The following is a 24,686-nucleotide window of genomic DNA, read 5'->3' as shown; positions in this document are numbered from 1 at the left end:
ATAAAATTTTATTTTGCATTAGAGTATTTTTCAAACTCTCCACTTTCATCGATTTCATTGCCATAAAGTTTGTGTAATTCATAGTAGTATTTTACAAATTCCTTACACTCTTCATCAAGTGGTAAAAACACCTCATCTTCTAAAACACAAAATTCGTCTAAATAATTTTTAGCATCTTCTTTTAACATATAATGTCTTGCCAGCTTATAATAATTTTGCATAAACACAGCCTTAAAACTCTCGTAAGCTTCCTCATCAAATTTAATGTTTAATTTCTCATTTGCAAAAGATAACACCCCTGATTTAAACAGCAATGACAAATGAATCAAACCTTCAGTATAATAAGGCTTAACCTCCTCTACTCTTTGCCAAGCAATCAATCCTATGGCCCTTTTAATAAGCTCATAAAATACAGGAAGCTTTAAATCATCTTCTTCATGTAAAAAGAAATTCACAAGCCCACCCGCAGTAGCTTTAAACTCTTCTATATTTTTAAACACGCCACTTTCATTCATTTTCTTTTCACTATCATTTGCCACAAAGAAAATATGCCCAAACTCATGACCTATGGTAGAAACTTCATAAATTCTTTTCCATAATTTTTCATTGTAAAATAAAATTTCTCTACCATAATCTAAAAATTCTTTTTCAAATACCATAGAAGAAAGCTTCATAAAAGGCTTGGTTTTAGCATTTTCATAAACATAATTTAAAAAAGCAAAGATCTTTTTACCTGCTATATTGCTTACATACTCATCATTTGGCACTACTTGAGCGGAAAAAAGCCCCTTAAGCTCTGCTCCATAAAAAATCATAGGCATACAAATATAAAGCTGAGTTTTTTCAAGATTAAAATTCACTTCATCAAACAAAGCTTCATCTTCTTCATCTAAATTTGCATACACCATCGCAAAGCTTTCTTTGATTTTATCTTTAAACTCGCTCCCATTAAAATCACTCACATCTTCTAAGCGTATATCCCACTCAAGTGCTACTGCATGTGTATAAGAGTCCTCATAGTATTCTAAAGGATGGCCAACTTGTAATGGACATTTTACTTCCATCCACGCAAGCTCTGCTTCTTGCCATTTTTTAACTACTTCATTATTATCTTTTTCACAAAATGCAAATTTTAATTTTTCTATATAATCAATATAAGCATTTTTTTCATCATCTAGCACACAATTTCTTAGTTTTTCTAAAAGTTTATCAAATTCATATTCAAGCTTTAAAACTTCATTTTCAAAAGCTTTTGCATAAGGTAAAAATCTCCAAAGTGTTCCTATTTTAACTAAAGCTCCATAGCTTCTTTCACAAATTTCACTATCTTGATTTAGCTGATAAAGCTCATTTTGTTTTAAAAACTCCAAAGCATCGCTTAAATTTGGAAATTGTTCTTTTAAGATTTTATTATTTGTATCTAAAATTTGCTTGCTCCAAACAAGCTCAAAAGAATTCATAACTACACCTATATTATGCACACCTTGAACTAGAGCCAAATAAAACTCATCAAGTAAATTTTTACTCTTAATCTCATCGATTAAATCTTGATGCTCTACCTCATAAAAGGCTCTTACTAAAGAAAAAACTTTATATTTTATTTGAGAAATTTCTTCTTCATTTAAACCTTTTTTCTCAAGTTCTTGGACTAAATTTTCCTCTTTTAAATCCACCAAACGACGCAACATTGCTAAAACATTGCTTTTTTCATTTTCAAGATTAGCTAGTTCTAAAGCTCTATCTATCAAAGGATGACTTTGATTAGTTTGAAGTATATTATAAAGACTATTGATATTTTGTTTCCTATTTTTCACAATTTTTGCTATTTGCTTAAAATCATTCATTTTTTACCTTTCTTTATTTTTAAAACTTAATTATAATGTTTTTTTTAAAACACAAGGAGAATGTATGAAAGATATGGGAGAACCTAAACTAAGAGTTATAGCTATGCCAAGCAATACAAACCCCGCTGGTAATATCTTTGGTGGTTGGATCATGTCACAAATTGATCTAGCTGGAGCCATTGCAGCAAGGGAGCTTTCTCCGCAAAGAGTAGTAACTGTAGCAGTGGATAAGATCATTTTTAAAGAACCAATTTTCGTAGGTGATTTGGTATCTTGCTATGCAAAAATCATCAAAGCAGGTAATACTTCTATCACCGTAGAAGTAGAAGTAGTTACCCAAAGAGCCAATGATTATGGCCGTGTATATTGCATGCATGTAACTTCGGCTGTGGTAACTTATGTAAGTGTAGATAAAGACGGAAATAAACTTCCTATTGATGCGGATTTAAAAAGATTGCACGGCTTTTGATATGTTTTATTGTATTTTCAAAAAAAATTTTATATCATCACAGAAAACTTTCTAAGGCTTATATATGCGCGGATATAAAATATTTTCTGGTTCAGCAAATGAGGAATTTGCTAAAAAAATCTCAAAATACCTTTCACTGCCTCTAAGCAATGCGGGTGTGAAGCGTTTTAGTGATGGTGAAATTAGCATTCAAATAGATGAAAGCGTGCGTGGTAAAGATGTATTTATCATTCAAAGTACTTGTGCTCCAACAAATGATAATCTAATGGAACTTTTAATCATGACAGATGCTCTGCGTCGCTCAAGTGCAAGCTCTATCACAGCTATCATCCCTTATTTTGGCTATGCTAGACAAGATAGAAAAGCAAGTCCTAGGGTGCCTATTACTGCAAAATTAGTAGCAAATCTTATAGAATCAGCAGGGGTAGATAGAGTAGCTACCATAGACTTACATGCTGGACAAATTCAAGGCTTTTTTGATATACCTGTGGATAATCTTTATGGAAGTATTATTTTTAATGATTATATTAAAAATAAAAACTATAAAAACCCTATCATCGCAAGTCCTGATATAGGCGGTATAGCAAGAGCTAGGAGCGTAGCAAAAGCTTTAGGACTTGATATAGTTATAGTAGATAAAAGACGCGAAAAGGCTAATGAAAGCGAAGTAATGAATGTCATCGGTGATGTAAAAGATAAAGAAGTAATTTTGGTAGATGATATTATCGATACAGCAGGAACCATAGTAAAAGCTGCTGAAGTATTTAAAAGCAAAGGTGCAAAGTCAGTTATAGCTTGCTGTACCCACCCTGTGCTTAGTGGCGTAGCTTATGAAAGAATAGCCAAAGATGCGCTTGATGAGCTAGTAGTAACTGACACTATACCTTTAAAACAACAAATGGATAAAATCAAAGTCCTAAGCGTAGCACCTATTTTTGGCGAGGTAATACGCAGAGTTTATCACAATGAAAGTGTGAATTCTTTATTTGTATAAATTCTTTGCAAGAATAGCCTTGCAAAGAATTATTCTGTAAAGCTTGGAATATATTTTAAGACTTCTTTTCTAAGCTCTTCATTTTCTCTTAATAATTTTAAAACCGATTTTGCATAAGTATCTTTTGTTTTGCCTACTTTGCTTAAAAATACACCATTTTCAAGAATTCCTTTTTGATTAAATATTTTTAATAATTCATCATAGTCTTTACTTTCATATACAGAATTAAATTTATTTTCAATATCTTTATGTAAGTTTTCAAAACCTATTAGTTGCTCCAAAGAACTAATCTTTTCTTGTATTTGTTTGGGTGTTTTTGATTCTTTAAATATAGATTTTAATTTATGTTTTACTTCTTTTTCTAATTTTTCTGAAATTTGACTTTGTAGAACATTTTTATATTTTATTTCAAAGATATAATCTTTTACTTCTTCAAATTTTTCTCTTGCGTCTGATTGTTCTAAAATAGCTAAAATAATGCATTCTAATAAAAACAAATTTTCTACTTCAGCTACTTCTAAAACTTTCACTTTATTTTTATTTGCACTATCTATTTCCTCTTGTGTTCTAAAATCTCTATCTATAATCCCATAAGCATTGAAACCATGCAAGGCATTTTGTTCGTTGAAAGTTTTTGTATAGTTTAAAACATTTTCGCAACTACTGCATGGAATGATTTGATATTGTGGATATAATATACTATAAATTTTAGTGTCTAAACTTTCACTTTTTCCCTCTACAAATAAAATATCTCTTCTAGCACCTAAAAGTTTTAAAAATAATTCTTGTGACATATCATTTTTTTCTATTTTTTCTATTTCCCATTTTTGCCCATTGTAGGATTTAATCCAAAATTTATCCGCTTCTATATGATTTGCAGCAAAATTTAAATCATGCGTTATGTATATAAATAAACAATCTTGCCTATGCTTTTCTAAAACACTCCAAAGTCTGTTAGTTAAAGATGGATGTAAGTGTAATTCTGGCTCATCGATTAAAATAATTTTTTCTTCGATACACAAAACATACATTATCAAGTATAATACAGCTCTTTCTCCATCACTCATCATTCTTGCTTCATATTTGTTTTGCTCATTCATAATACATAAAAATTCATCTTTTATAAGATCTATTTTTCTATGAGGAAAAATTTCTTTCCAAATATTTTTAGTTTTATCTATGATATTTTCAATTCTAATACCATTTCTATGTTCTTGTCTTAATTGTTCTTGTTCATAAGATAAAACATAGCTTAAAAGCTTATCATAATCGCTATGAAGTTTTATTGTTGCATTTTCAAATCCATTAAATTTTAATTGCCATATATCATTATATGGATTAATATTTCCATAGAATAAATCATTCTTAGCTTCATTATATTTATATCTTATTATACGATCTGATATAGTTATGTCTCTTTGAGCTGGAATTCTATATAAATTTCCGCATTCTTTTTCCATCCAAGCCCCAAGCCTACTTTTACCTGAGCCATTAGCACCTACGATTATGATAGAATTTGCATTTGTTTTAAATTCTTTTTTATCTCCATTTTCATCAGGCAAATAATAAATATATTCTTCCATCTTAATTCCTTAATAATGCTATATATTCACTTTGTTTTTCGTTTAAGACTTTAAAAGTGCTTATCATGTAAGAAAATTCATCATCACTTAAACTATAAAGTTCTTTAACTAATAAATCATTTTTTGCTCTTAAGACATCATAAGCTTTTTTAGTTTTTGGAATTTCATCATCTTTTATGTTAAATTCTTGTTTTAGCTCATCAAAATGATGATTTTTATCATTATAAAGCTGTAAAAGCAAGGCATTTTTAGCTAGGGTTTTATAGATTTCATTGTTTTGAATTTCTTTATCACTTGGTTGAGGCAGAGGAATTCTTTCTAAATAGGTTTTGCTTACATTGATTTGCACCATATTTCTTATGATAAAATCAACCACTAAAGAATTAAACAAAGCCAAAACAAGCAAAATTCTTTCATAAGACACTACATCTATACAAATTTCATCATCTTTTAAAATATATAGTTTTGGTGCATTTGCAAACATACTATGTCCAAAACCACAATTGTTTGGTAATAAAGAAGCTATCAAGGTTCTTTCATTTGTATCGCTTGCAACAGCTCTATAAGCAAGTCTAAAAAATTCTCTATCATATTTTATCAAATCAGGCTTTAGTTCTTTGCCGGTGGCCTTTTTAGCTCTTAAAAGTTCTTTGCTTTTTAAACGCTCATCAAATTTAGCCTTTTCTAAAAAATAAGTAGCTTGGCTAAAATTTGCATTAAATTGATGTATCATTTTACCTTCATATAAGGGCAAAAGTCCTTCCCTAAACTCTTCTATAAACAAATCTTTATCACTAGTCATATTTAATTCTTGTCTAAAATCTATATAATCAAAAGACAAGGTTTGAAAAGTATTGTAGCATTTTCTTAGAATTTCTAAAGCTTGCTTGTCTTTTAGCTCCATTAAGGCTAGGTGAGTTGGGCTTAGCTTTTTGATATCTTCTAAGCTTAGAGTTAAAATTTCATCTTTGTTTTTTAATGAGTTTATATCTGTTTTATAAAACATTGTTTTGATTTTGTGAGTGTGATTTGCTTGCGTGTTTTTTATAAGCATAAGAGCAAATTTATAGCTTCTATGAACATCTATAAAGATAGCTTTATTGTTTTCAAAACTATAAAAATACTCTAAAGTTTTATTTTCTAAAATTTCTTTTCTTAAAGTCAAGCTTCCATCTTCAAACATCAAAGCACTAGGAAGCACATAAGCTAAATTTCCATCTTGTTTTAAAAGAGAAAGATTTTTTTCTACAAAAAGACGAAATAAATTAATATCTTTTGTTAAAGAATTAGACATAAATGTGTTTTTATAATAAACATTAATTACATCTATATATGCTTTTTGTTTTTCATAATTTTGCTTTATATAATCTTTTGCTAGCAAATTGTCTTGAATTTCTTTTTTCTTGCTAGCAATTAAGCTTCTATAATCGCTTTTATATTGTGGAAAGAAATCATTGTCACTAAATTCTGATTTATCCCAAGGTGGATTACCTATGATGATATCAAAGCCTTTAAAGACTTGATTTTCTATGATTTCAGGAAATTCTAACTCATAATTAAAGAAGTTAAATTCTTTTTGATATTTGCTAATGATAGCTTTTGCTTGTTTATTTTGGCTTAAATTTTGTATATCATCTTGACTTAGAGCTTTTAGAATTTGTAATTCTTCTTTGTTAGCAAAATGAAGTGAGTTGATATAGTTTAGATATAAATTTAACTTATCAAGTTTTGGTGTGATTTCATTTTGATAGATTTGCTTGGATTGTTTGATTTGTTCTTCGTTGGTATCTTGTAGATTATCAAGCTTTTCAAATACTTCTTGTAAAATTTCAAATTCTTGAGTAATGGAATTTGTGAAAATATTTTCTTTATTTTGCTTTATTAAATTTTCAAAATCACTTATACTTGAGCCTAGCAAAGCATTGCCACATTTTATGTGATGTTCTATAAAAGAAAGTGGGGTTCCAAAGATAAAACTATCTATCCAAAGACTAAGCTTAGTAAGCTCTATACTAAATGGATTTAAATCCACTCCATAAATAATGCGTTTTAGCAAAAGTCGTTTTAAAACATCACTTTCATCTAACTCATAATCTTGCGTGAAATCTTTTATATGATTTGCGATATTTTCTTTTTCTTGTTCGTGGAGTTGCTTTAAATTTGTAAAATGTTCAAAATCTGATAAAACAATATGCGTGATAGCATTTAAAACCGCAACTAAAAAATGCCCACTACCGCAAGCATTGTCTAGAATTTTAAATTTCAAAATGTTTTCATTGTTTAGTTTGTCTTTTAAAGCACTTTGGATTAAAAAATTAGCTATGGATTGAGGTGTATAAAAGCTTGCACTTGCTTTTCTTGAGTTGCTAGTATTTTTTAGATAAATTTGTCCTTTTTCATAAAAGGTATATTTTTCTAATTTTTTTGATTTTTCTAAAATTTTAAAATCATAATTATCAAAATAACACTCTATTTCTTTTGATTTTTCTTTATAGCTTACATAGTAAATATCTTCATTTGCTACTTCAAAAAAGTAAGAAAGCAAGCCTTCATAAATCGTGCCTAAATGCTCTATGCTTAAGGTTTTATAATCTCTTTTAAAAGTTAAATTTTTATCTTTGTAGTATAATAATTGTTCTAAAATTTTCTTCAAGTCTTTATCGCTGAAAATCTTTGGTGTGTTTAAAAGAGTGGTTTTGCTCTCATCAAACAACCCACCATTGAAAACAGGCATGTCAAAATTGCCTTTACCTTTATTATAAATTTGAAATATCATTTCTAAATCGCCAAAGCCAGCACTTGAGCTTTCATCATCGCTTAAATTTTGCAATAAAGTTTTTATGCTAATTTTGCTTTTGAAGTATTTATGCTTTTCTAAGATATTTTCAAATTTATCTTCAAAATAAGCAATAAATAAAAGCCTAAACACAAAATATAAAGAATTTTCATAGATTAGCTTTAAATCAGCTTTAGTTTTGTTATAAATCTTAGAACCTATAAATTCAAATAAAGATTCATTGCCATTAGTTCCATAGATGATAGATTTTAAATCATCTTCTATTTTTATTTTTGATTCTTTATTAACTTGTAAAGATTTTTCTATGTGTTTTTCTTCCGTATAACTTGCTGAAGCAAAAATACTATAAAAATACGCAAAAGCTTGGTAATTTTTATCTTTTATGATTTGTTCTAAATTTATCTCATAAAATACCTTGTTTGCACTAAGTGTAGAGTTATCATAAAAACGCCAAAATCTACCATTAGTTAAAAAGCCATAATTTTTCTTAAGATTACTAAGATATCTTAAAATTTGAAAATGGGGATTTTCTTTTACTTTTTTATTATCTATTTGCACATCATAGGCTTTTGACTCCATGATAATAGTGAATTCATTGCTTGATTTTTTTGTTTCTTTGTCTAAATTTTCATAATTTGCTTTTATATTTTCATCACTAAAAAGCAAAAAATCGGGCTTTTCTAATTTACCTTGTATGATCTTTTCATCTTGTCTTATAAATTTCCACCCTAAAATGTCTAACACTTTTGATATAAATTCATCTTCAAATTGATGTTCGTTATAATTTTGAAAATTTCTTTGAGTGGCGTTGTATAGACAGATTATATTATCTAAGGTTGTTTTATATGTGTTTTCATTTTTAGTGAAATTATAAATATTTGGAAAATCCACCTCTAGAGCATAGTTGGTAAAAAGATTATTATCAAGATATTTTTTAATTTCTTCATAAAAATTCATAGAACAACCTTAGTATTTTTTAAAATGATAACAAAAAGAACTTTTTAAAATGCTAAGAAATACTATCAAGCTTTATAATGAATTTAAATTTAGAATTAATAAAAACCTTACCATCTATCTTAAAAGAAGCCTTCCTTGAAGTCCTATCAATAATAAGAAACCTTTGATGAAATTAAATTATTAAAATACTAAATTCTAATAAATTGATATATGAAAGATTAAATTTGGTGGAGACGAGGGGAATTGAACCCCTGTCCAAAAATAAAACAACCACGGCATCTACATGCTTAGCAAAGGTGAAAATTTCATCTAGCCAAACTCACCTTCCAAAATTTCAAGCTAGACTAAGACTTTAACTTCAATCAAAACTTGTCAAATTTCAATCTACACTATCAAAAATGACCAAATCCTAAGCTAGATAGTATCGCTTAAAATTCAGGCTCAACTGAACTTACGCAGCTTTAGCGTAAGCAGGAGCAAATTTAACGTTGTTTGCGTTTAATTTTAATTTGAGCTTTATACGCTTTGCTCAAAGCGACATGCCACCAAGGCCACTCTACTCCTGTCGAAGCCAAGTCGTCCCCGTTATTTAGAAATTTTATCAGGAACATTTGCAATTTGAGGGTTAAATACACTTAAAAAAGAAGCATTTTTTTCATAATCACTGCAATATCTATCAAGCTGCTCACCCACTAAAAACATCCAATCCACAAATTCATCGCTAGCAGGCCCATCAAATTTAGCTGCTTCTTGCATAATTTCCTCACAAAATGTACAAAAATTTGCAATCTCATCTAAATTTAATCTTTTAGCAGCCCAAACTACATTGTGGATATTTTGCTCTAAGTCTTTTAAAGCTTCTTTGTATTTTGAGCTATCGCTGCTTAGCTTTACTATCAAAGGCTCTAAAACATCGCAAAGACTTCTAAAAAAATACAAAAAACGCTCGATTTCTTCAAGCTCGTAATCTAACTCTAATTGCTCTAAAATTCCCATAAAAACTTCTATAATCTAAGTTTAAATGTTTATTTTAGCAAATTTTAGATAAAATTAAAATTTCTTAGCAAAATAAAATGGAAAAAATATGGATAGAATCGTAGAGATTGAAAAATTCTCCCCTGATGAAACTTATGAAACAAGTCTTAGACCTTCAAATTTTGATGGCTACATAGGACAAGAAAACATTAAAAAAAATTTAGAAATTTTCATCAAAGCTGCTAAAAAAAGAAATGAATGTCTAGATCATATCCTTTTTAGTGGACCTGCAGGACTTGGTAAGACAACTTTAGCAAATATTATCTCATATGAAATGAATGCAAATATCAAAACTACCGCTGCACCCATGATAGAAAAAAGCGGGGACTTGGCTGCGATTTTAACTAATCTTAGCGAGGGAGATATTTTATTTATCGATGAAATTCATCGCTTAAGTCCCGCCATAGAAGAAGTGCTTTATCCTGCTATGGAGGATTTTCGTCTTGATATTATCATCGGTAGTGGCCCTGCTGCACAAACGATAAAAATCGATTTACCCAAATTTACTTTAATAGGTGCTACTACAAGAGCAGGTATGCTAAGTAATCCTTTACGCGATCGCTTTGGTATGCAATTTCGCTTGGAATTTTATAAAAATGAAGAGCTTGCTATCATTTTAGAAAAAGCAGCTCTAAAGCTTAATAAAACTTGTGAAAAAAAAGCTTCTTTAGAAATAGCCAAACGCAGTCGCTCAACCCCAAGAATAGCATTAAGATTGCTTAAGCGTGTAAGAGACTTTGCTGATGTTAATGATGAAGAAATCATTAGCGAAAAAAGAGCTAAACAAGCACTTGATTCCTTAGGGGTAAATGAGCTTGGTTTTGACGCGATGGATTTGCGGTATTTAGAGCTTTTAACTGAAGCTAAAAGAAAACCTATAGGACTTTCTAGTATAGCTGCAGCATTAAGTGAGGATGAAAATACCATAGAAGATGTGATAGAGCCATATTTACTAGCAAATGGCTATATAGAAAGAACAGCCAAAGGTCGCATTGCAAGCTTAAAAAGCTTTGATGTTTTAAAATTAAAATATAACAAAGGTTTATTTGATGAAAAGTAGTAATTTTTTCTTGATTAGTTTTATTTTGATCATTTTATTTTGGGTACTTTTTTTGTTTAAACCTTTTTTGATGAATATAGCCATAGCAAGTTTAATGGCTGTTTCTACTTCTAATGTTAATGTTAAATTTTTAAGTATTTTCAAAGGTAAAAAAGTCGTTGCTGCAGCAGCTACTACTGCTTTTATGCTAGCTTTATTTTTTATCCCTTTTGTATATGCTATTATAGAACTAGCAAAGGCTGCAAAAGGTTTTGATATAAGCTATTTTCACAATACCATAGAATATTTTAAAAATTATTCCCTACACCTACCCGAATCCTTAAGCTTTATAGAACCCAAAATCAAAGAAGCATTAGCAAGTATTGACTTAAATTCTATCTCTAAAAATGTTTTAACCTATCTTTCAAGCGCAACTAAATTTGGCACTAAATTTCTAACTGATATGGTGTTAATTTGTGTGTTTTATTTCTTTGCTAATCTTTATGGAGCCCAACTCATTGGCTATATAAAAAGCATAGTGCCTATGAAAAAAGAAGAAACTCAAGGCATTTTAAGCGAAGTGAGCAATGTAATGTCTGTTGTGTTTTATTCTATGGTACTAAATGCCATTTTACAAGGAGTGCTTTTTGCTATCATTACTAAATTTTATGGTTATGATGCGATTTTAATGGGAATATTATTTTGCTTTAGCTCTTTAATCCCTGTGGTAGGTGGGGCCTTAGTTTATGTGCCTGTCTCTTTATATGAATTTGCAAATAATAATCTAAGCGGTGCTTTAGTGATTTTCATTTATAGCGTGGTAATGATATCTTTTATCGCAGATACTTTAGTAAAACCCTATATCATTAAATGGATCAATGAAAAACTTGTTCAAATTCCAACACAAATTAACGAACTTTTAATTTTCTTTGCGATGATAGCAGGAATTTCAAGTTTTGGCTTTTGGGGTATTATCCTTGGACCTGCTATTTTAACTTTCTTTATTTCTACTTTAAAATTATATGTGATTTTAAAAGAAAAGCATTTTGTATAAAAGCGATTATTTTTCAATAATCGCTAAAATTTCTTCTTCGCTTGTAAGTTTTTTATTGTATTTAATCACTAAAAATTTAGAGTTTTTATACACATCTAAAACTCCATTTATGCCTTTAATCATATTTAAATCATGTTTTGTTTCTAAAGATAAATAGACATTTTTAAAATCTGCCGGACTTTGTAAAAACAAAAGCAACACAAACCAAATTACAGACAAAGCTATCAAAATAAAAGCAAGAGCAACTAAACTAAAATGGTGTAAAAAATACCCTCCAACGACACCACCTAAAAAGCTTCCAAAATAGCCAAAAGCATTAAACACACCCAAAGCTGCGCCTTTTTCATTTACCTTAGCAAATTTACTCGCACAGCTTTGCATAATAGGCTCATGTAAATTAAATCCTATAAAAAACACTACAACACCCACCATAAACACTAAAGCATTATGCGAAAAAGCAAATATAATATAAGCAATGATAAAAAACGCCACACCTAAAAGCAATATCTCTTTACTTAAGCCTCTTTTTTCTCCCAAAGATCCTGATAAACCCATAGCTAAAAACCCAAGCACCATAGAGCTAACATAAACATGCCATAAATTCTCACTTGGGTAATTAAACTCATGTACCAAAACCAAAGGAATACTTAAAAACGCAATACTCATAAGCATTTTTTGCATACAATTAGTAAGATTCATCAAAGCTAAGTTTTTTTCTTTTAAAAGTTTTTTCAATGGAGTTTTAGTATTTTCATGCACTATTGTATGCTCTTTTGGCACAACGCTAAATAAAAGCACGATACAAATTAGACTTAAAATGGCACTTAAATCAAACAAACTAGAAAGTCCAAATTTAGCACTCATTAAAGGAGAAAGCACTAAAGAAGCTGCAAAGGAAAGTCCTATAAATGAACCCATGATAGCCATAGCCTTACCACGATTTTCTTCATTGATAAAATCACTTATCATAGCAGTAGCTACTGCTCCTATGGCTCCTGCACCTTGTAAAAGCCTTCCAAACATCATCGTATAAATATCATCAGCATATGAACACACCAAAGAACCTATGATAAACACCACAAGTCCTATTAGCATAGTTTTTTTACGCCCTATTTTATCTGAAATAATACCAAAAGGAACTTGCAATGCCATTTGAGTTAGAGCATACACACCTACTAAAAGCCCTACTAAAAACTCATTAGCTCCTTTTAAATTTAAAGCATATAAACTTAAAACCGGCAAAACTATAAACAATCCAAAAAATCTAGTTCCTACAATAAAAGACAAAGGTAAAACAGTTTTTAACATCTTTTCTCCTTATAAAGGATAATTTTACTATGATTTTGATAAACTTTTTTTAAAGTCAAAACAAAAAGAGTAATTTATGAAGAAAAAATTAAAAATCATTCTAGCAACTTCTAATGCACACAAAGTAGAAGAAATCAAAAAATTTTTAACTTCTTATGAAATTTATGCCTTAAATGAAATCATTACCCCTTTTGAAATCATCGAAGATGGCACAAGTTTTAAAGAAAATGCTTTGATAAAATCTAAAGCTATTTTTAATGCTTTAGACAAAAAACAAAATGAATTTATCACCTTAAGTGATGACAGTGGTATAAGCGTAGAGGCTTTAGACAATGCACCAGGGATTTTTTCTGCAAGATACTCTCAAGAAGGCACTGATGAGGCCAATAGAAACAAGCTCATCCAAGCTTTACATGAAAAAAATCTACATCAAAGCAAAGCTTTTTACACTGCAGCCATAGCCATAAGCTCAAAATATGGACATTTTAGCACGCATGGATATATGCATGGCCTTGCTATTGATACTCCAAGGGGTAATAATGGCTTTGGATATGATCCTTTATTTATCCCAAAAGGTTTTGATAAAACCTTAGGTGAATTAGATGAGCAAGTAAAATTAAAAATTTCACACCGCTCACAAGCACTAATGTTTGCTACTTATATCTTAAGGGTATTAGAAAAAATGGAGTATTAATGAAACAATTTATAAAATATATGCTTATTGCTTTTGGTGTTTATGTGATTTGGATTTTACTTTATTTTAATTTTGCTTTAAAATAATGATAAGTTAAAATAAAACTTGGCAATAAAAAAAGCGAGCCAAACAAAAGCAAGCTCATAGCTAAAACCGTAAGCAAACCAAAATAAATCGTCGGGATAAAATTACTGCTAATCATCACTAAAAAACCTAGAATAATCGTAACACTAGTATAATAAATCGCACTTCCTATACCTATATGTGAAGCTTTTATAGCCTCTTCTAAGCTTTTATGTTTTAATTCTTCTTTAAAACGATGAATATAATGAATCATATCATCAACTCCTATTCCTATACAAATAGCAGCTATGGTAATACTCATAATATCAAGTGGTATATTTAAAACACCCATTAAGCCAAATACCAAAGCTAAAGGTATGAGATTGGCCAAAATCGCCACAAAAGCATAAACAAAACTTCTAAAAATCACCACAAACAAAGCAAAAATCACAAGCACCACAAAGACTAAAGTGTCAAATTGTGATGAAAAAAGACTTTGAAGCATATTATTATACAAAGGCATAATACCACTGATTTTAACCTCTACATTATCATTTTGTAAAAGCTCATTTAAGTCTTTTTCAAGCTGTTTTAAAAAAGCATCGCGTCTTAAATTTGGATCACTATCTAGCATACGCACGCTAAATCGCAACTCATTATTTTCTACACTTACAAAAGGGGTTAAAACTTGCTTCTTAAAATTCTCATCTAAATTTTCATATAAAAACGCTAAGGCAAAATCATCTAAAGCCTTACCATCATTAATGCTTTTTCCAAGTTCTAGCAAACTTTGCAAGCTAAGCACAGAGCCTACATATTTTTGCTTACTTAAAAACTCATGAACCTTAGCAGCTATTCTTGTTTTTTCACTACTAAAAAAATACCTATCATCTTTGGCTAAATCATCAAATTCTTGTTCAAACTCATCTAAGCTTTCATTTTGTTTTGGATTTTGCTTAAATTTGACAATCACATCTAAAGGCATAGTTCCACCTAGCTCTTTATCTATAATCAACAAACCTTGTTTAATCCTAGAACTATCTTTAAAATAACTCACAAAACTATTTTCTACTTTAATTTGCAAAATTCCATACAAAGCAAAAGCCACACAAAATAAACTTATACCATAGATAAATTTTCTATGTTGTAAACTTACATTTGCACAAAAACTTAAAAATTTCAACGAATTTTGATTAAGCTCTTTAAAATTTAAACGCGGCATTAATACCAAAATACTTGCAAAATAAATATAAGCTAAAATCAAACTCACACTGATGCCAAGGCTCATCATAATACCGAGTTTGATAATAGGCTCAATATCTGAAAAAACAAAACTTAAAAACCCAACAACCGTGGTTAAAATAGCAAAAAAACTAGGACTTGCTTTATCAAGTAAGGTTGAGAGCAAAAGCTTATAAACGCTAGCTTTTGGGTGTTTGTGTAAATTTTCTATAAAATGCACGATTAAGTGTATCACAACAGAAACAGTGATAATGAGTACCAAAGCTACATAGTTTGAAGACACCACAGTAATATCAAAACCCAAAAGCGCGAAAATCCCGCTTGAAGTAAAAAGCGAAACCACACAAATTCCCAAAGCCAAAAACACTAAACGCAAAGAGCCAAAAAACCACCAAAGTGCTATAAATAAAAGCCCTATTAAACTAAGTCCATAAATTTTTAAATCACTTTTTACATAATTAATCATATCATTAGCGATCATTTCAACACCACCAAGGTGTAAAAAGTCTCCATTTTGACTATATTTAGATACTATTTTAGTAATTTCTTCTAATCTTTTTGCACTAAATTCCCTTGAGCTTTCTTGGTGCTTTTTAATCAAGGCTCTAAAATGCTCTTTTTCATTTTCATTTTGCGTATTATCCCTTGAATTAATCAAGTCATTATAAACAAGATCAGGTGCTAGATAAATCAAAATTCCCGTTGTTTTTCCATCTTTTGAGATGATATTATTTTTATAAAAGGGTTGATTTAAAATTTCTTTTTTAGCTAGATTAATATCCACATCTTGACTAAAAATATTAGGTATATTTTGGATAAGCTCTTTTAACTCTTTACCTTTAGAACTTGCAAGTAAAGGTGCATTAGCGATAGAAAATACCTTTTGCACTCCATTGATTTTTTCTAAATCAAGGGTTAAGTTTTTGATAGTTTCTAAATTTTCTTTAGCAAAAATATCTTTATTTTTAGGAGCAAAAGCAAGCATTAAAAAATTATCATTGCCATAACGTGCTGAAACTTCTCTATATAGTTTCAAACCCTCATCATGCTCTAAAAGCAAGCTTTCAGCACTTGCATCAACACTTAAATTTTTAGCAAAAAAACTAAAAAATATACAAAAGATTAAAGTAATCCCCAAAGTTAGCTTTGGGAAATTAAGAAAGATTTTTAAAATTTTACTTAGCATTATTTAGAAAAATCAACACTAGAAAGCTTTTCAAGCAAGGTTTTAAAATCACCATTTTGTAAGACATCTTTAAATTGTGAGCGATAAGTTTGTATAATACTTATACCAAAAATATCTACATCATAAATTTGCCAATCATTATTTTTATCATAAAATTTAAAGATTACAAAATTTTCTTTACCATCTACTATCATAGAAGTTTTCAAAAAAGCTCTTTTATTTTTTTCTTCTAAATTAATCACTTTTAATTTTTGAGAATCATACAAAGCAAGCTTATCTGTGAAACTTTTTTTAAGGTTTTTTTCAAAAGCTTTGTTAAATTCATTTTTTTCATTTTCACTTAATTTTTCATATCTTGTAGAAAGACTAAGCTTAGCCATAAACTCATAATCAAAAACACCATCAAATAAAGCAAAGATTTTTTCCGCTGCTTTAGCTTTATCGTTTTTATTTTGATCTAGAATTTTTAAGCTCTCATCAATTTTTTCTTGCATGGTTTTAGAAATATCTTGCAAATTTAAAGCAAAAGCAAATACTACGCTAAAAAACAAAGCTATGATTTTTTTCATTTTATCTCCTTATTTGATGAGTTCTTGGCGTCTTTGTTCATACGCATCGCGTATAAAAATGTAATAATCTACACTATTTTGGTAAATATCATCTATTTTTTCATACTCAAAACTTAATTCATTGAGTTTTAATGCAGCATTTACACCCACACCAACCCAAAAATTCTCAATATACCCCTCAGGCACCATAAACCAATTTACAGGCAAAGCTAAAGCATCTCTTACATTATAAGGACCTAAAAGTGGAAGCACTAAGTGTGGTCCACTACCTACTCCCCATTTACCCAAAGTCGTTCCAAAATCAGCTTCATAACTTTTTAAAGGAGTTTTACTCGCACTATCTAACAAACCAAATCCAAAAATCACATTCACACAAAATCTTCCAAATTCCTCACCAGCTTTTCTAAATTCTAAACTTAAAAGATGATTAATAAATCTAAAAGGTGATCTTGTGGTATCAAAAGCATTTTTTACACCTGTTCTTATAAAGCTTGGAGTAATGCTTTTATAAGAAAGCACAACCGGTCTTAAAAAATAAGTATAAAGATCATAATTAAATTTACTCATAGCTTTATTATAGGTATAAAAGCTATCTTTGACTTCTTTTTTTTGATATTCTTGTTCAAAATCTTCAAAGTCATTTGCTAAAATCAAAGTGTTAAAAAATAAACACAAAGTTAGTATGTATTTTAACAAGCTTTTTCCTTTTAAAATTTCATAAATTGAAATCTTATATTATACAAAAATTAAAATAAATTTTTACATTAAAAATATTCTTTAAAAAAAAATTAGTAATTTTTATTTGCTTATGAAATAAGTCTTAGAAAATATGCAAAAAATATAAATTTATTTTTGCTTTTAAAAATAAGCTATAATTTTTTTAAAATTTACTATTAAAAGGATAAAAAATGAAAAAAATTTTTACCCTACTTTTTTTGTGTATTTTTGGCTATAGTGCTGATGTAAATATCGCTGCAGCTGCAAATGTAGCTTACGCTTTTAAAGCCTTACAAAAAGAATTTCAAAAAGAAAACCCTGATATTAGTATCAATGTAAGCTTAGGTGCTAGTGGAAATTTAGTTTCACAAATCAAAAATGGAGCGCCATTTGATATATTTATGGCTGCAAATATGAAATTTGCACAAAGCTTGTATGATGATAATTTTGCTAGTACAAAACCTGTTATTTATGCTCAAGGAGCTTTAGCTTTACTCAGTGTTAGAATGGATTTAAGCAAAGGATTAGACATGCTTAAAGAAGAAAAAGTAAAAATCATCACCATAGCTAATCCCAAAGCTGCTCCTTATGGTCAAGCTAGTATAGAAACTTTACAAAATGCTAAAATTTATGAGCAAACAAAAGCTAAAATCATCGAAGCAAAATCCATAGGAGAAGCACTTACTCAAACATTAAAAGCAGCTGATGTGGGTTTTATAGCAGCAAGTGCTTTATATGAAGATACGCTAAAATCTTATAAACTCCAAGAAGGAAAAAATTATATTTTAATCGATCCAAAACTTTATAAGCCAATCAATCAAGGCATTATCATCACTTCTTATGGTAAAGATAATGCCAAAGCTAAGAAATTTTATGATTTTATTTTAAGCAAAAAGACTAAGGAAATTTTCAAAGCTTATGGCTATAATATCCCATGATTAAAGCTAAAATAAACGCTATAAAAAATCATGAAAATATAAACTGGGTAGAATTTCTTATAAAAAAACATAAATTATTTATGCTTGCTTTAGAACTTGATGAAAAAGCAAGCATTAATCAAGAAGTTTTACTTGCTTTTAAAAGTAGCGAGTGCTTACTTAGTAAAAAAAATTTAGAAAATTCATTTTTAAATACCTTTTATGCAAAAATCATTGATATTTTTCAAGGACAAATCATCACTATCATAAGATTAGAAAATGAAATTTGCACTTTCGAAGCTCAAATTAGCACCCATGAGTTTTTAGAGCAAAATTATCAAAAAAATGATTTTGTATTTGCTTATGTACATCCTAGTGCTTTATTTATCAGAGAGTATTTATGCTAAAACTTGACTTTGAAAAAATCTTTAAAAATAAAGAAAAAGAATTTAAACTTAAGATTAAATTTGAAGTTAAAGAAGGAGAATTTTGTGCTATTTTTGGAAAAAGTGGTAGTGGTAAAACTACGCTTTTGAGAATTTTAGCAGGTTTTGAAAAAGCACAAGGAATTTGCACTTTTAATAATACGATATTTTTTGATGATAAAAACTTTCTAAGCCCACAAAAAAGAAAACTTGGTTTTGTTTTTCAAGATTATGCTTTATTTGAAAATATGAATGTAGAACAAAACTTACTTTTTGCTAAAAAAGATCTAAAATTTGCTAATGAGCTTTTAGAACTTTTAGATTTAAGCAAACACAAAAAAAGTCATATTTTAGAACTAAGCGGGGGACAAAAACAACGCGTAGCTTTAGCAAGAGCCATTATGCAAAAACCCAAACTTTTACTTTTAGATGAGCCATTTAGTGCCTTAGATAATGAGATAAAACTACACTTGCATGATTATCTTTTAAATATACATAAAACTTATAAAATCACTACTATTTTAATCAGCCATGATGTAAGTGAAGTTTATAAACTAGCTAATAAAGTCATCATTTTAGAAAATGGAGCTATCATCAAAGAAGGCTCGCCTAATGAAGTTTTTTTAAAAACACAAGGCTCACAAAAATTTGCTATAAAAGCACGCATTTTAAAACTACAAAAGCAAGATAGCATATTTATAGCCATACTTGCCATAGGTAATCAAATCAGCCAAGTAGCGCTAAGCCCTTTAGAAGCTAAAGATTTTAAAGAAAATGATGAAGTGCTTTTGAGCCAAAAAGCTTTTGCGCTAAATTTAAGCAAAGTATAAAAACTATAATTTACATTAACTTGTATATTAAAAAATTATATAAAATTTTTAATACAAGCTAAAACTTAGTGCTTAAGCCTTTTGGCTTAAAGCACATTCATACTTTGTATCATTACTTTTGCTTTACATTCAGCACAGCAATATAGTGTTTTTATCTTAGCTTCATCACCTATAAATCTTGGTTTCATAATGCTAGCAATTTTTTCAATGGCCTTTTTAGTAGCAAATTCTTTCCCACACTCTACACAAGTAAAAAGTTCATCTTGAGCTAAAACCATAAAAGAAAAATACTCTTTTTCCAAATCTATCCCACTTCTTTGAAGCATTAAAGTATCTTTTTCAGCACAACTTGCCTCACAATACCCACAGGTAGTACATAAGCTTGCATTAAATTTCAAAGAATTATCCTTAGTATCAGCCACTAAAGCTCCTACATTACAAGCTCCCACACAAGAAAGACATAAAGTACAGGTGTCTGCATTAATGGTGATTTTTCCATAGCGTATCCATTCTTTGCTTGGGATATTGCCTAAATTTTCTTCCTTTATAAGCTCTCTTAATCTTATAGCAAAATCTTCTCTTTTTAAAAGCGCAGGATTATAAGAAATAAATTTGAGATTTTCTATAAAATGAGCTTGATTTATAGCCTCTAAAAGTTCTTTTTCATCTTTAGCTAGAAAAATTGCATTTTGTTTAAATTTTCTTTGAAAAATTTCATTCATCAAAGCTATCACTTCTAAAGCACCTTGCGATAAGCCATCACTATAAAAAATCACACTCGCACCACTTGTTTGAAGCATAGCTAAAAAATGTGCTTGATCAAGATAATTCTCGCCTTTAATCATAAAAGGCATTACATCTTCTTTTAAAGTGATATTTAAATTTTCTATAGACATTTTCTCAGGGATTATTAAAATGATTTTATCTTCATAAAATTTTAAAATTTCATAAAAGCTATTGCGTGGCATAGGTGCATAATCAAGCGCTCCACTAGGACAAATCCCTACACAATCACCACAGCTTAAACAATCCACATGAGAAAATTCTAATTTTCTTTGCTCATCATCTTTTAAAATAGCCACACTAGGACAAATTTCAGCACATTTTCCACAATGAATACTTCTTCTTTCATGGTATTGACAAATGCTATCATCATAACTAATATAATTTCTAAATTTATATTTTGGAGAATTAGAATTTAAAAGTTTTATAAGTTCTTCTTGACTTAAGGTGGTTAAATCATAGCAACCACTTTGTTGATCAAAACTTTCTTTTTTTACATCATATAAGAAAAAATCACAATCAATCTCTACTTGCTCATTATCTTTTAAAGCTATCACGCAAAGCTCACCTACACAACCCAAAACACCCAAACATTGCTCATTACTTAGTTTTAAAACCTTGTATTCTTGTTTTTTTAAGCTTTCAATAAGCTCATTTTGATCCTCATTGCTTACAATAATTACATTTTTACCCACTTCTTTGGTATATTCTAAATCAAGCCCTAAATCATAAACTTTAGATCTAATTTTATATAAGGACTCAATAGTTTTGGCTTTTTTAAGCACATCATCTTGTGAGTTTTTAAGGTAAAAATTAATCTCAGGTGCATAAACTTCAGGATTTAAAAGCTTTGAATTTCCTATAAAAACTTCTTCATTACAGGCTTTTTGAACTATGCTAATATCATCACTTAAAGGAATTAAATCTTCATTTTCTAAAAATACAAAATCTTTCATAACACTCTCTTTTAAATTTTTTAATCTTAATTATATAAATTTCATTATAAAAAAGTTATAATTTTACTAATTTATTCTTAAGGTTTAAGATGAACAAATTTAGAAATTTTCCACCTATAAACACACTTATAAACGATGAAAACTTGGCTAATTATCCTTTGTATTTAAGATCTCATTTTGCAAAAATAGTTGTTTCAAATTGTAAAAAAGAACTAAGTAAAAATGAAAATTTAAATTTTAGCTTGCAAGATTTGCTAAGTAAAATTGCCCAAAGTATTGATGAGTTTTTAAACATGCAAAGTCAAAGTTTGATCAATGCTAGTGGAGTTATCATACATACTAATCTTGGTCGTAGCATTATTGATGAGAGTATTTTTGAAAGAACTAAAGAAATCATCTGCTCTTATTCTAATTTAGAGTTTAACATGCAAAGTGGCAAAAGAGGTTCAAGGTATGACGCACTTAGTGCGAATTTAAAAATATTATTTGATTGTGAAGATTGTTTAGTTGTTAATAACAACGCTTCTGCTGTATTTTTGATCTTAAACACCTTAGCAAAAAATGAAGAAGTTATTACTTCAAGAAGTGAGTTAGTTGAGATTGGGGGAAATTTTAGAATTCCTGAAGTTATGCTAGCAGCTGGAGTTAAACTAAAAGAAATAGGCACGACTAATAAAACTCATTTATATGATTATGAAAAAGCTATCAATGAAAATACTAAGATGATTTTAAAAACCCATCGTTCTAATTTTGCTTTTAAAGGATTTTTTGAAGAAGTAAGCTTAAGTGAAATTCACGCTTTGACAAAAAAGAAAAAACTCATATCTTATTATGATTTGGGTGCTGGCTGGTGTGAAAAGATTAATAAACAACTTAGTAAAAACGAGCCGAGTGTGAAAGAGCTTTTAAAACATTGTGATATTTTAAGTTTTAGCGGTGATAAACTTTTTGGTTCTACTCAAGCAGGCATTATACTTGGAAAGAAAAAATACATTCAACAATTAAAGAAAAATCAACTTCTAAGAATGCTAAGGGTTGATAAAATCACTCTAGCTTTTTTAAATGAAACTGCCAAAGCTTACTTAGAAAAAGAATATGAAAAAATCCCCACACTAAAACTTTTAAATGATGATTTAAAAACCATAGAAAAAAAGGCACTCTTTATCAAAGAAAAAATTCCTATAAAATGTGAGTTAAAAGCTTCTAAAAGTTTAGTAGGTGGTGGCTCTATGCCTGATAAAAGCTTAGATACTTTTGTGTTAAGTTTTGATGAGAAAGCTTTGCTTTTACAAGAAAAATTTAGAAAAAAAGGCGTAATCGGCCGTGTTGAAAATGGGCATTTTGTGCTAGATTTTAGAAGTATTTTAGAAAAAGATTTAAATAAAATAATAAGCATTATTAAAGAGGTATTTCATGCATAGTATCATCATAGGCACTGCTGGGCATATTGATCATGGTAAAACTTCGCTTATTAAAGCTTTAAATGGTTTTGAAGGTGATGATTTAAAAGAAGAGCAAGAAAAAGGCATTACGATTAATCTTAGCTTTTCAAATTTAAAAAGTGAAAATTTAAATATTGCTTTTATCGATGTGCCTGGGCATGAAAGTTTAATTAAAACTATGATAAGTGGTGCTTTTGGCTTTAGAGTGTGTATGTTTGTCATAGATATAAACGAGGGTTTAAAGGCTCAAAGTATAGAGCATTTAAGGGTTTTGGAATTTTTAGGCGTAAAAGATGTAGTGCTTATTTTGAGTAAGGTTGATTTATGCAAGGATTTAGTACAAAAGCAAGTAGAGCTTTTAAAAGAATTAAAAGCCTTTAAAATCAATATCTTAAAAGTTTTTCCAACTAGCATTTATGATGAGCAAAGTATATTAAATTTAAAAAACTATCTACTTAGTTTAAAGCCTAAGGAAAATGATGAAAATTTGATTTTTAGATACTACATTGATAGGGTTTTTTCTCTAAAAGGTATAGGAACGGTAGTAACAGGGAGTTTAAATGAAGGAAAAATAAGCAAAAATGAAAAAATATTTTGCATTGAAAATCAAAAAGATATCATTGTAAAAAACATACAAATTCATGAAGAAAATGTTTTAGAAGCAAAAGCTTATAATAGAGTTGCTTTGAGTTTAAATTGTGATTATCATGAGTTAAAAAAAGGCTATATATTAAGTAAAAAAGGTGTTTTTAAAAGCTTTAAAAGTATCGATGGGGTTGTTTTTAGCACAGAGATTAAACACGGGAGTATTTTAGAATTTTGCAGTGGCTCAAAAAAGCTTAATGCAAAAATTAGTGTAATCAAAAAATTTGAAGATAAAACTTATATTAACTTAGAATTTGATAAAAGCTTACCTTTGTGTTTTGATGATAAATTCATCTTGCTTGAAAATGGGCGTATTAAAAGCGGTGGTGTAGTTCTTAATGCGGTAAGTGAGCCTTTAAAAAAAGATATAAAAGCTAAGTATTTAGCACTTTTAGAACAAAAAGATTTTAAAAAAGTATTTGAGTTTTTAAAACAAACTCACAAACTTGGCTTTGGATTACTTTCAAGCTATCAACGCTTTAAACTCACTCATGAGCAAGCCTTAAACTTAGCAAAAAGCTTAGATCATGTTTTTGTCGATGAGCAAGCTTTAAATGTATATGATCTAAATACTATGCAAACTTTGAAAGAATTTATTGATTTTATTTTCTCTAAAAATCCTTATGCTTTAATCTCGTCTCATTCTATCGCCTTAAGGCTTAGCTGGGCAAGTGAGAGCTTTTGCGCTTATACACTCAAGCAAATGCAAGAAAAATTAGATTTTAAAGATGGCATATGGTTTTTAAAAGGACAAGATTTTGAAAAATTACAAGAAAAGGCTCATTGTGAGCTTTATGAAATTTTAAAAAAAGAAGGCATAAAACCTACCGCACCTTACAATCTTTATGAGTATTTAGAGCTTGATAGGAAAAATGGAGATCTTATTTTAAAAAAACTCACTAAAGAAAACAAAGTCAAAAGATTAGCGCATAATCTTTTTATAGAAAAAAATACTCTTGAAAATCTCATGCAAGAGTTTTTAAAGCTTTTGCAAAATCATCATTTAGATGTAGCTTTTGTTAAAAATCATTTTCAAATTTCAAGAAAATACGCCATAGCTTACTTAGAATACCTTGATAAAAATTATCCTCAAGTGGTAAAAATCGAGGAAAAAAGAATATTAAAAATCTAAGTGTT

The 24,686-nt window shown here is 29.1% G+C and carries 19 protein-coding genes and 1 other RNA gene; 10 read left to right on the top strand and 10 right to left on the bottom strand.

Annotation, left to right across the window (positions count from 1 at the left end; genetic code table 11):
• Window positions 1–8: 8 nt before the first annotated feature.
• Complete coding sequence (gene ciaB, locus L8W56_RS02175; RefSeq protein WP_263659276.1) at window positions 9–1,844, bottom strand: invasion protein CiaB; 1,836 nt, start codon at window positions 1,842–1,844, stop codon at window positions 9–11.
• A 64-nt stretch (window positions 1,845–1,908) separates the two neighbouring features.
• Here ciaB and L8W56_RS02170 point away from each other — a divergent pair, with 64 nt between their 5' ends.
• Together L8W56_RS02170 and L8W56_RS02165 are read left to right on the top strand one after the other, a co-directional pair.
• Window positions 1,909–2,313 carry an acyl-CoA thioesterase gene (locus L8W56_RS02170; protein ID WP_133319755.1) on the top strand — a complete coding sequence of 135 codons (405 nt, stop codon included), beginning with the start codon at window positions 1,909–1,911 and terminating at the stop codon, window positions 2,311–2,313.
• 64 nt (window positions 2,314–2,377) lie between these two features.
• A complete protein-coding gene (locus tag L8W56_RS02165) occupies window positions 2,378–3,307 on the top strand; it encodes a ribose-phosphate pyrophosphokinase (protein WP_039619082.1) in 930 nt (309 codons plus the stop codon).
• 29 nt (window positions 3,308–3,336) lie between these two features.
• On the opposite strand, the gene L8W56_RS02160 is transcribed toward L8W56_RS02165, so the two are convergent.
• The 4 genes from L8W56_RS02160 to L8W56_RS02145 all read right to left on the bottom strand — a co-directional run bounded on the left by L8W56_RS02160 (window position 3,337) and on the right by L8W56_RS02145 (window position 9,640).
• Entirely contained in the window at window positions 3,337–4,890 is a 1,554-nt protein-coding gene (locus L8W56_RS02160) for a DUF4435 domain-containing protein (RefSeq protein ID WP_263659275.1), read from the bottom strand.
• A 1-nt stretch (window position 4,891) separates the two neighbouring features.
• Complete coding sequence (locus L8W56_RS02155) at window positions 4,892–8,644, bottom strand: class I SAM-dependent DNA methyltransferase (RefSeq protein WP_263659274.1); 3,753 nt, start codon at window positions 8,642–8,644, stop codon at window positions 4,892–4,894.
• A gap of 225 nt (window positions 8,645–8,869) precedes the next feature.
• Window positions 8,870–9,228: a transfer-messenger RNA gene (gene ssrA, locus L8W56_RS02150) on the bottom strand.
• A 1-nt stretch (window position 9,229) separates the two neighbouring features.
• Complete coding sequence (locus L8W56_RS02145) at window positions 9,230–9,640, bottom strand: hypothetical protein (protein WP_039619086.1); 411 nt, start codon at window positions 9,638–9,640, stop codon at window positions 9,230–9,232.
• Window positions 9,641–9,728: 88 nt separating this feature from the next.
• Between L8W56_RS02145 and ruvB the strand changes: the two genes are divergently transcribed.
• The gene (gene ruvB, locus L8W56_RS02140) at window positions 9,729–10,739 is read left to right on the top strand and encodes a Holliday junction branch migration DNA helicase RuvB (RefSeq protein WP_220566281.1); all 1,011 of its coding nucleotides are present in this window, start codon (window positions 9,729–9,731) and stop codon (window positions 10,737–10,739) included.
• On the top strand, window positions 10,729–11,772 hold the full coding sequence (locus L8W56_RS02135) for an AI-2E family transporter (RefSeq protein ID WP_133319757.1): 1,044 nt from the start codon (window positions 10,729–10,731) through the stop codon (window positions 11,770–11,772). The genes ruvB and L8W56_RS02135 overlap by 11 nt, the downstream gene beginning before the upstream one ends.
• A 6-nt stretch (window positions 11,773–11,778) precedes the next feature.
• On the opposite strand, the gene L8W56_RS02130 is transcribed toward L8W56_RS02135, so the two are convergent.
• Window positions 11,779–13,080, bottom strand: coding sequence for an MFS transporter (locus tag L8W56_RS02130; protein ID WP_263659273.1), 1,302 nt, complete (start codon window positions 13,078–13,080; stop codon window positions 11,779–11,781).
• Between the two features lie 76 nt (window positions 13,081–13,156).
• Between L8W56_RS02130 and rdgB the strand changes: the two genes are divergently transcribed.
• Entirely contained in the window at window positions 13,157–13,774 is a 618-nt protein-coding gene (gene rdgB, locus L8W56_RS02125; protein WP_263659272.1) for an RdgB/HAM1 family non-canonical purine NTP pyrophosphatase, read from the top strand.
• A 61-nt stretch (window positions 13,775–13,835) separates the two neighbouring features.
• On the opposite strand, the gene L8W56_RS02120 is transcribed toward rdgB, so the two are convergent.
• The 3 genes from L8W56_RS02120 to L8W56_RS02110 are packed head-to-tail and all read right to left on the bottom strand — an operon-like array spanning window position 13,836 to window position 17,530.
• Window positions 13,836–16,265 carry an efflux RND transporter permease subunit gene (locus tag L8W56_RS02120; RefSeq protein WP_263659271.1) on the bottom strand — a complete coding sequence of 810 codons (2,430 nt, stop codon included), beginning with the start codon at window positions 16,263–16,265 and terminating at the stop codon, window positions 13,836–13,838.
• Window positions 16,265–16,834 carry an ABC transporter substrate-binding protein gene (locus L8W56_RS02115; RefSeq protein WP_263659270.1) on the bottom strand — a complete coding sequence of 190 codons (570 nt, stop codon included), beginning with the start codon at window positions 16,832–16,834 and terminating at the stop codon, window positions 16,265–16,267. Before L8W56_RS02115 ends, L8W56_RS02120 begins: the two co-directional genes overlap by 1 nt.
• A 9-nt stretch (window positions 16,835–16,843) precedes the next feature.
• Entirely contained in the window at window positions 16,844–17,530 is a 687-nt protein-coding gene (locus L8W56_RS02110) for a VacJ family lipoprotein (RefSeq protein ID WP_133319762.1), read from the bottom strand.
• 212 nt (window positions 17,531–17,742) lie between these two features.
• Between L8W56_RS02110 and modA the strand changes: the two genes are divergently transcribed.
• Genes modA through L8W56_RS02095 form a run of 3 tightly spaced genes read left to right on the top strand, consistent with a single transcriptional unit; the run spans window position 17,743 to window position 19,723 of the window.
• The gene (gene modA, locus L8W56_RS02105) at window positions 17,743–18,489 is read left to right on the top strand and encodes a molybdate ABC transporter substrate-binding protein (protein ID WP_263659268.1); all 747 of its coding nucleotides are present in this window, start codon (window positions 17,743–17,745) and stop codon (window positions 18,487–18,489) included.
• Window positions 18,486–18,875 (top strand): hypothetical protein, encoded by a 390-nt coding sequence (locus L8W56_RS02100; protein WP_263659267.1) that lies wholly within the window; start codon window positions 18,486–18,488, stop codon window positions 18,873–18,875. Before modA ends, L8W56_RS02100 begins: the two co-directional genes overlap by 4 nt.
• Window positions 18,869–19,723 (top strand): ABC transporter ATP-binding protein, encoded by an 855-nt coding sequence (locus L8W56_RS02095; RefSeq protein ID WP_263659266.1) that lies wholly within the window; start codon window positions 18,869–18,871, stop codon window positions 19,721–19,723. Before L8W56_RS02100 ends, L8W56_RS02095 begins: the two co-directional genes overlap by 7 nt.
• Before the next feature lie 86 nt (window positions 19,724–19,809).
• On the opposite strand, the gene L8W56_RS02090 is transcribed toward L8W56_RS02095, so the two are convergent.
• Window positions 19,810–21,462: a 4Fe-4S dicluster domain-containing protein gene (locus L8W56_RS02090; RefSeq protein WP_263659265.1), complete on the bottom strand. Its 1,653-nt coding sequence runs from the start codon at window positions 21,460–21,462 to the stop codon at window positions 19,810–19,812.
• Between the two features lie 89 nt (window positions 21,463–21,551).
• On the opposite strand from L8W56_RS02090, the gene selA reads away from it, so the two are divergent.
• Both selA and selB read left to right on the top strand, forming a co-directional pair.
• Window positions 21,552–22,883, top strand: a complete 1,332-nt coding sequence (gene selA / locus L8W56_RS02085) for an L-seryl-tRNA(Sec) selenium transferase (protein WP_263659264.1) — start codon at window positions 21,552–21,554, stop codon at window positions 22,881–22,883.
• Window positions 22,876–24,681 carry a selenocysteine-specific translation elongation factor gene (gene selB / locus L8W56_RS02080; protein ID WP_263659263.1) on the top strand — a complete coding sequence of 602 codons (1,806 nt, stop codon included), beginning with the start codon at window positions 22,876–22,878 and terminating at the stop codon, window positions 24,679–24,681. The genes selA and selB overlap by 8 nt, the downstream gene beginning before the upstream one ends.
• Window positions 24,682–24,686 lie beyond the last annotated feature (5 nt).

The organism is Campylobacter sp. IFREMER_LSEM_CL1085, assembly GCF_025772235.1.
GTDB classification, from domain to species: Bacteria; Campylobacterota; Campylobacteria; order Campylobacterales; family Campylobacteraceae; genus Campylobacter_D; species Campylobacter_D lari_D.
The sequence above is the reverse complement of the archived record's forward strand: the minus strand, read 5'-3'. Positions and strand labels throughout refer to the sequence as shown.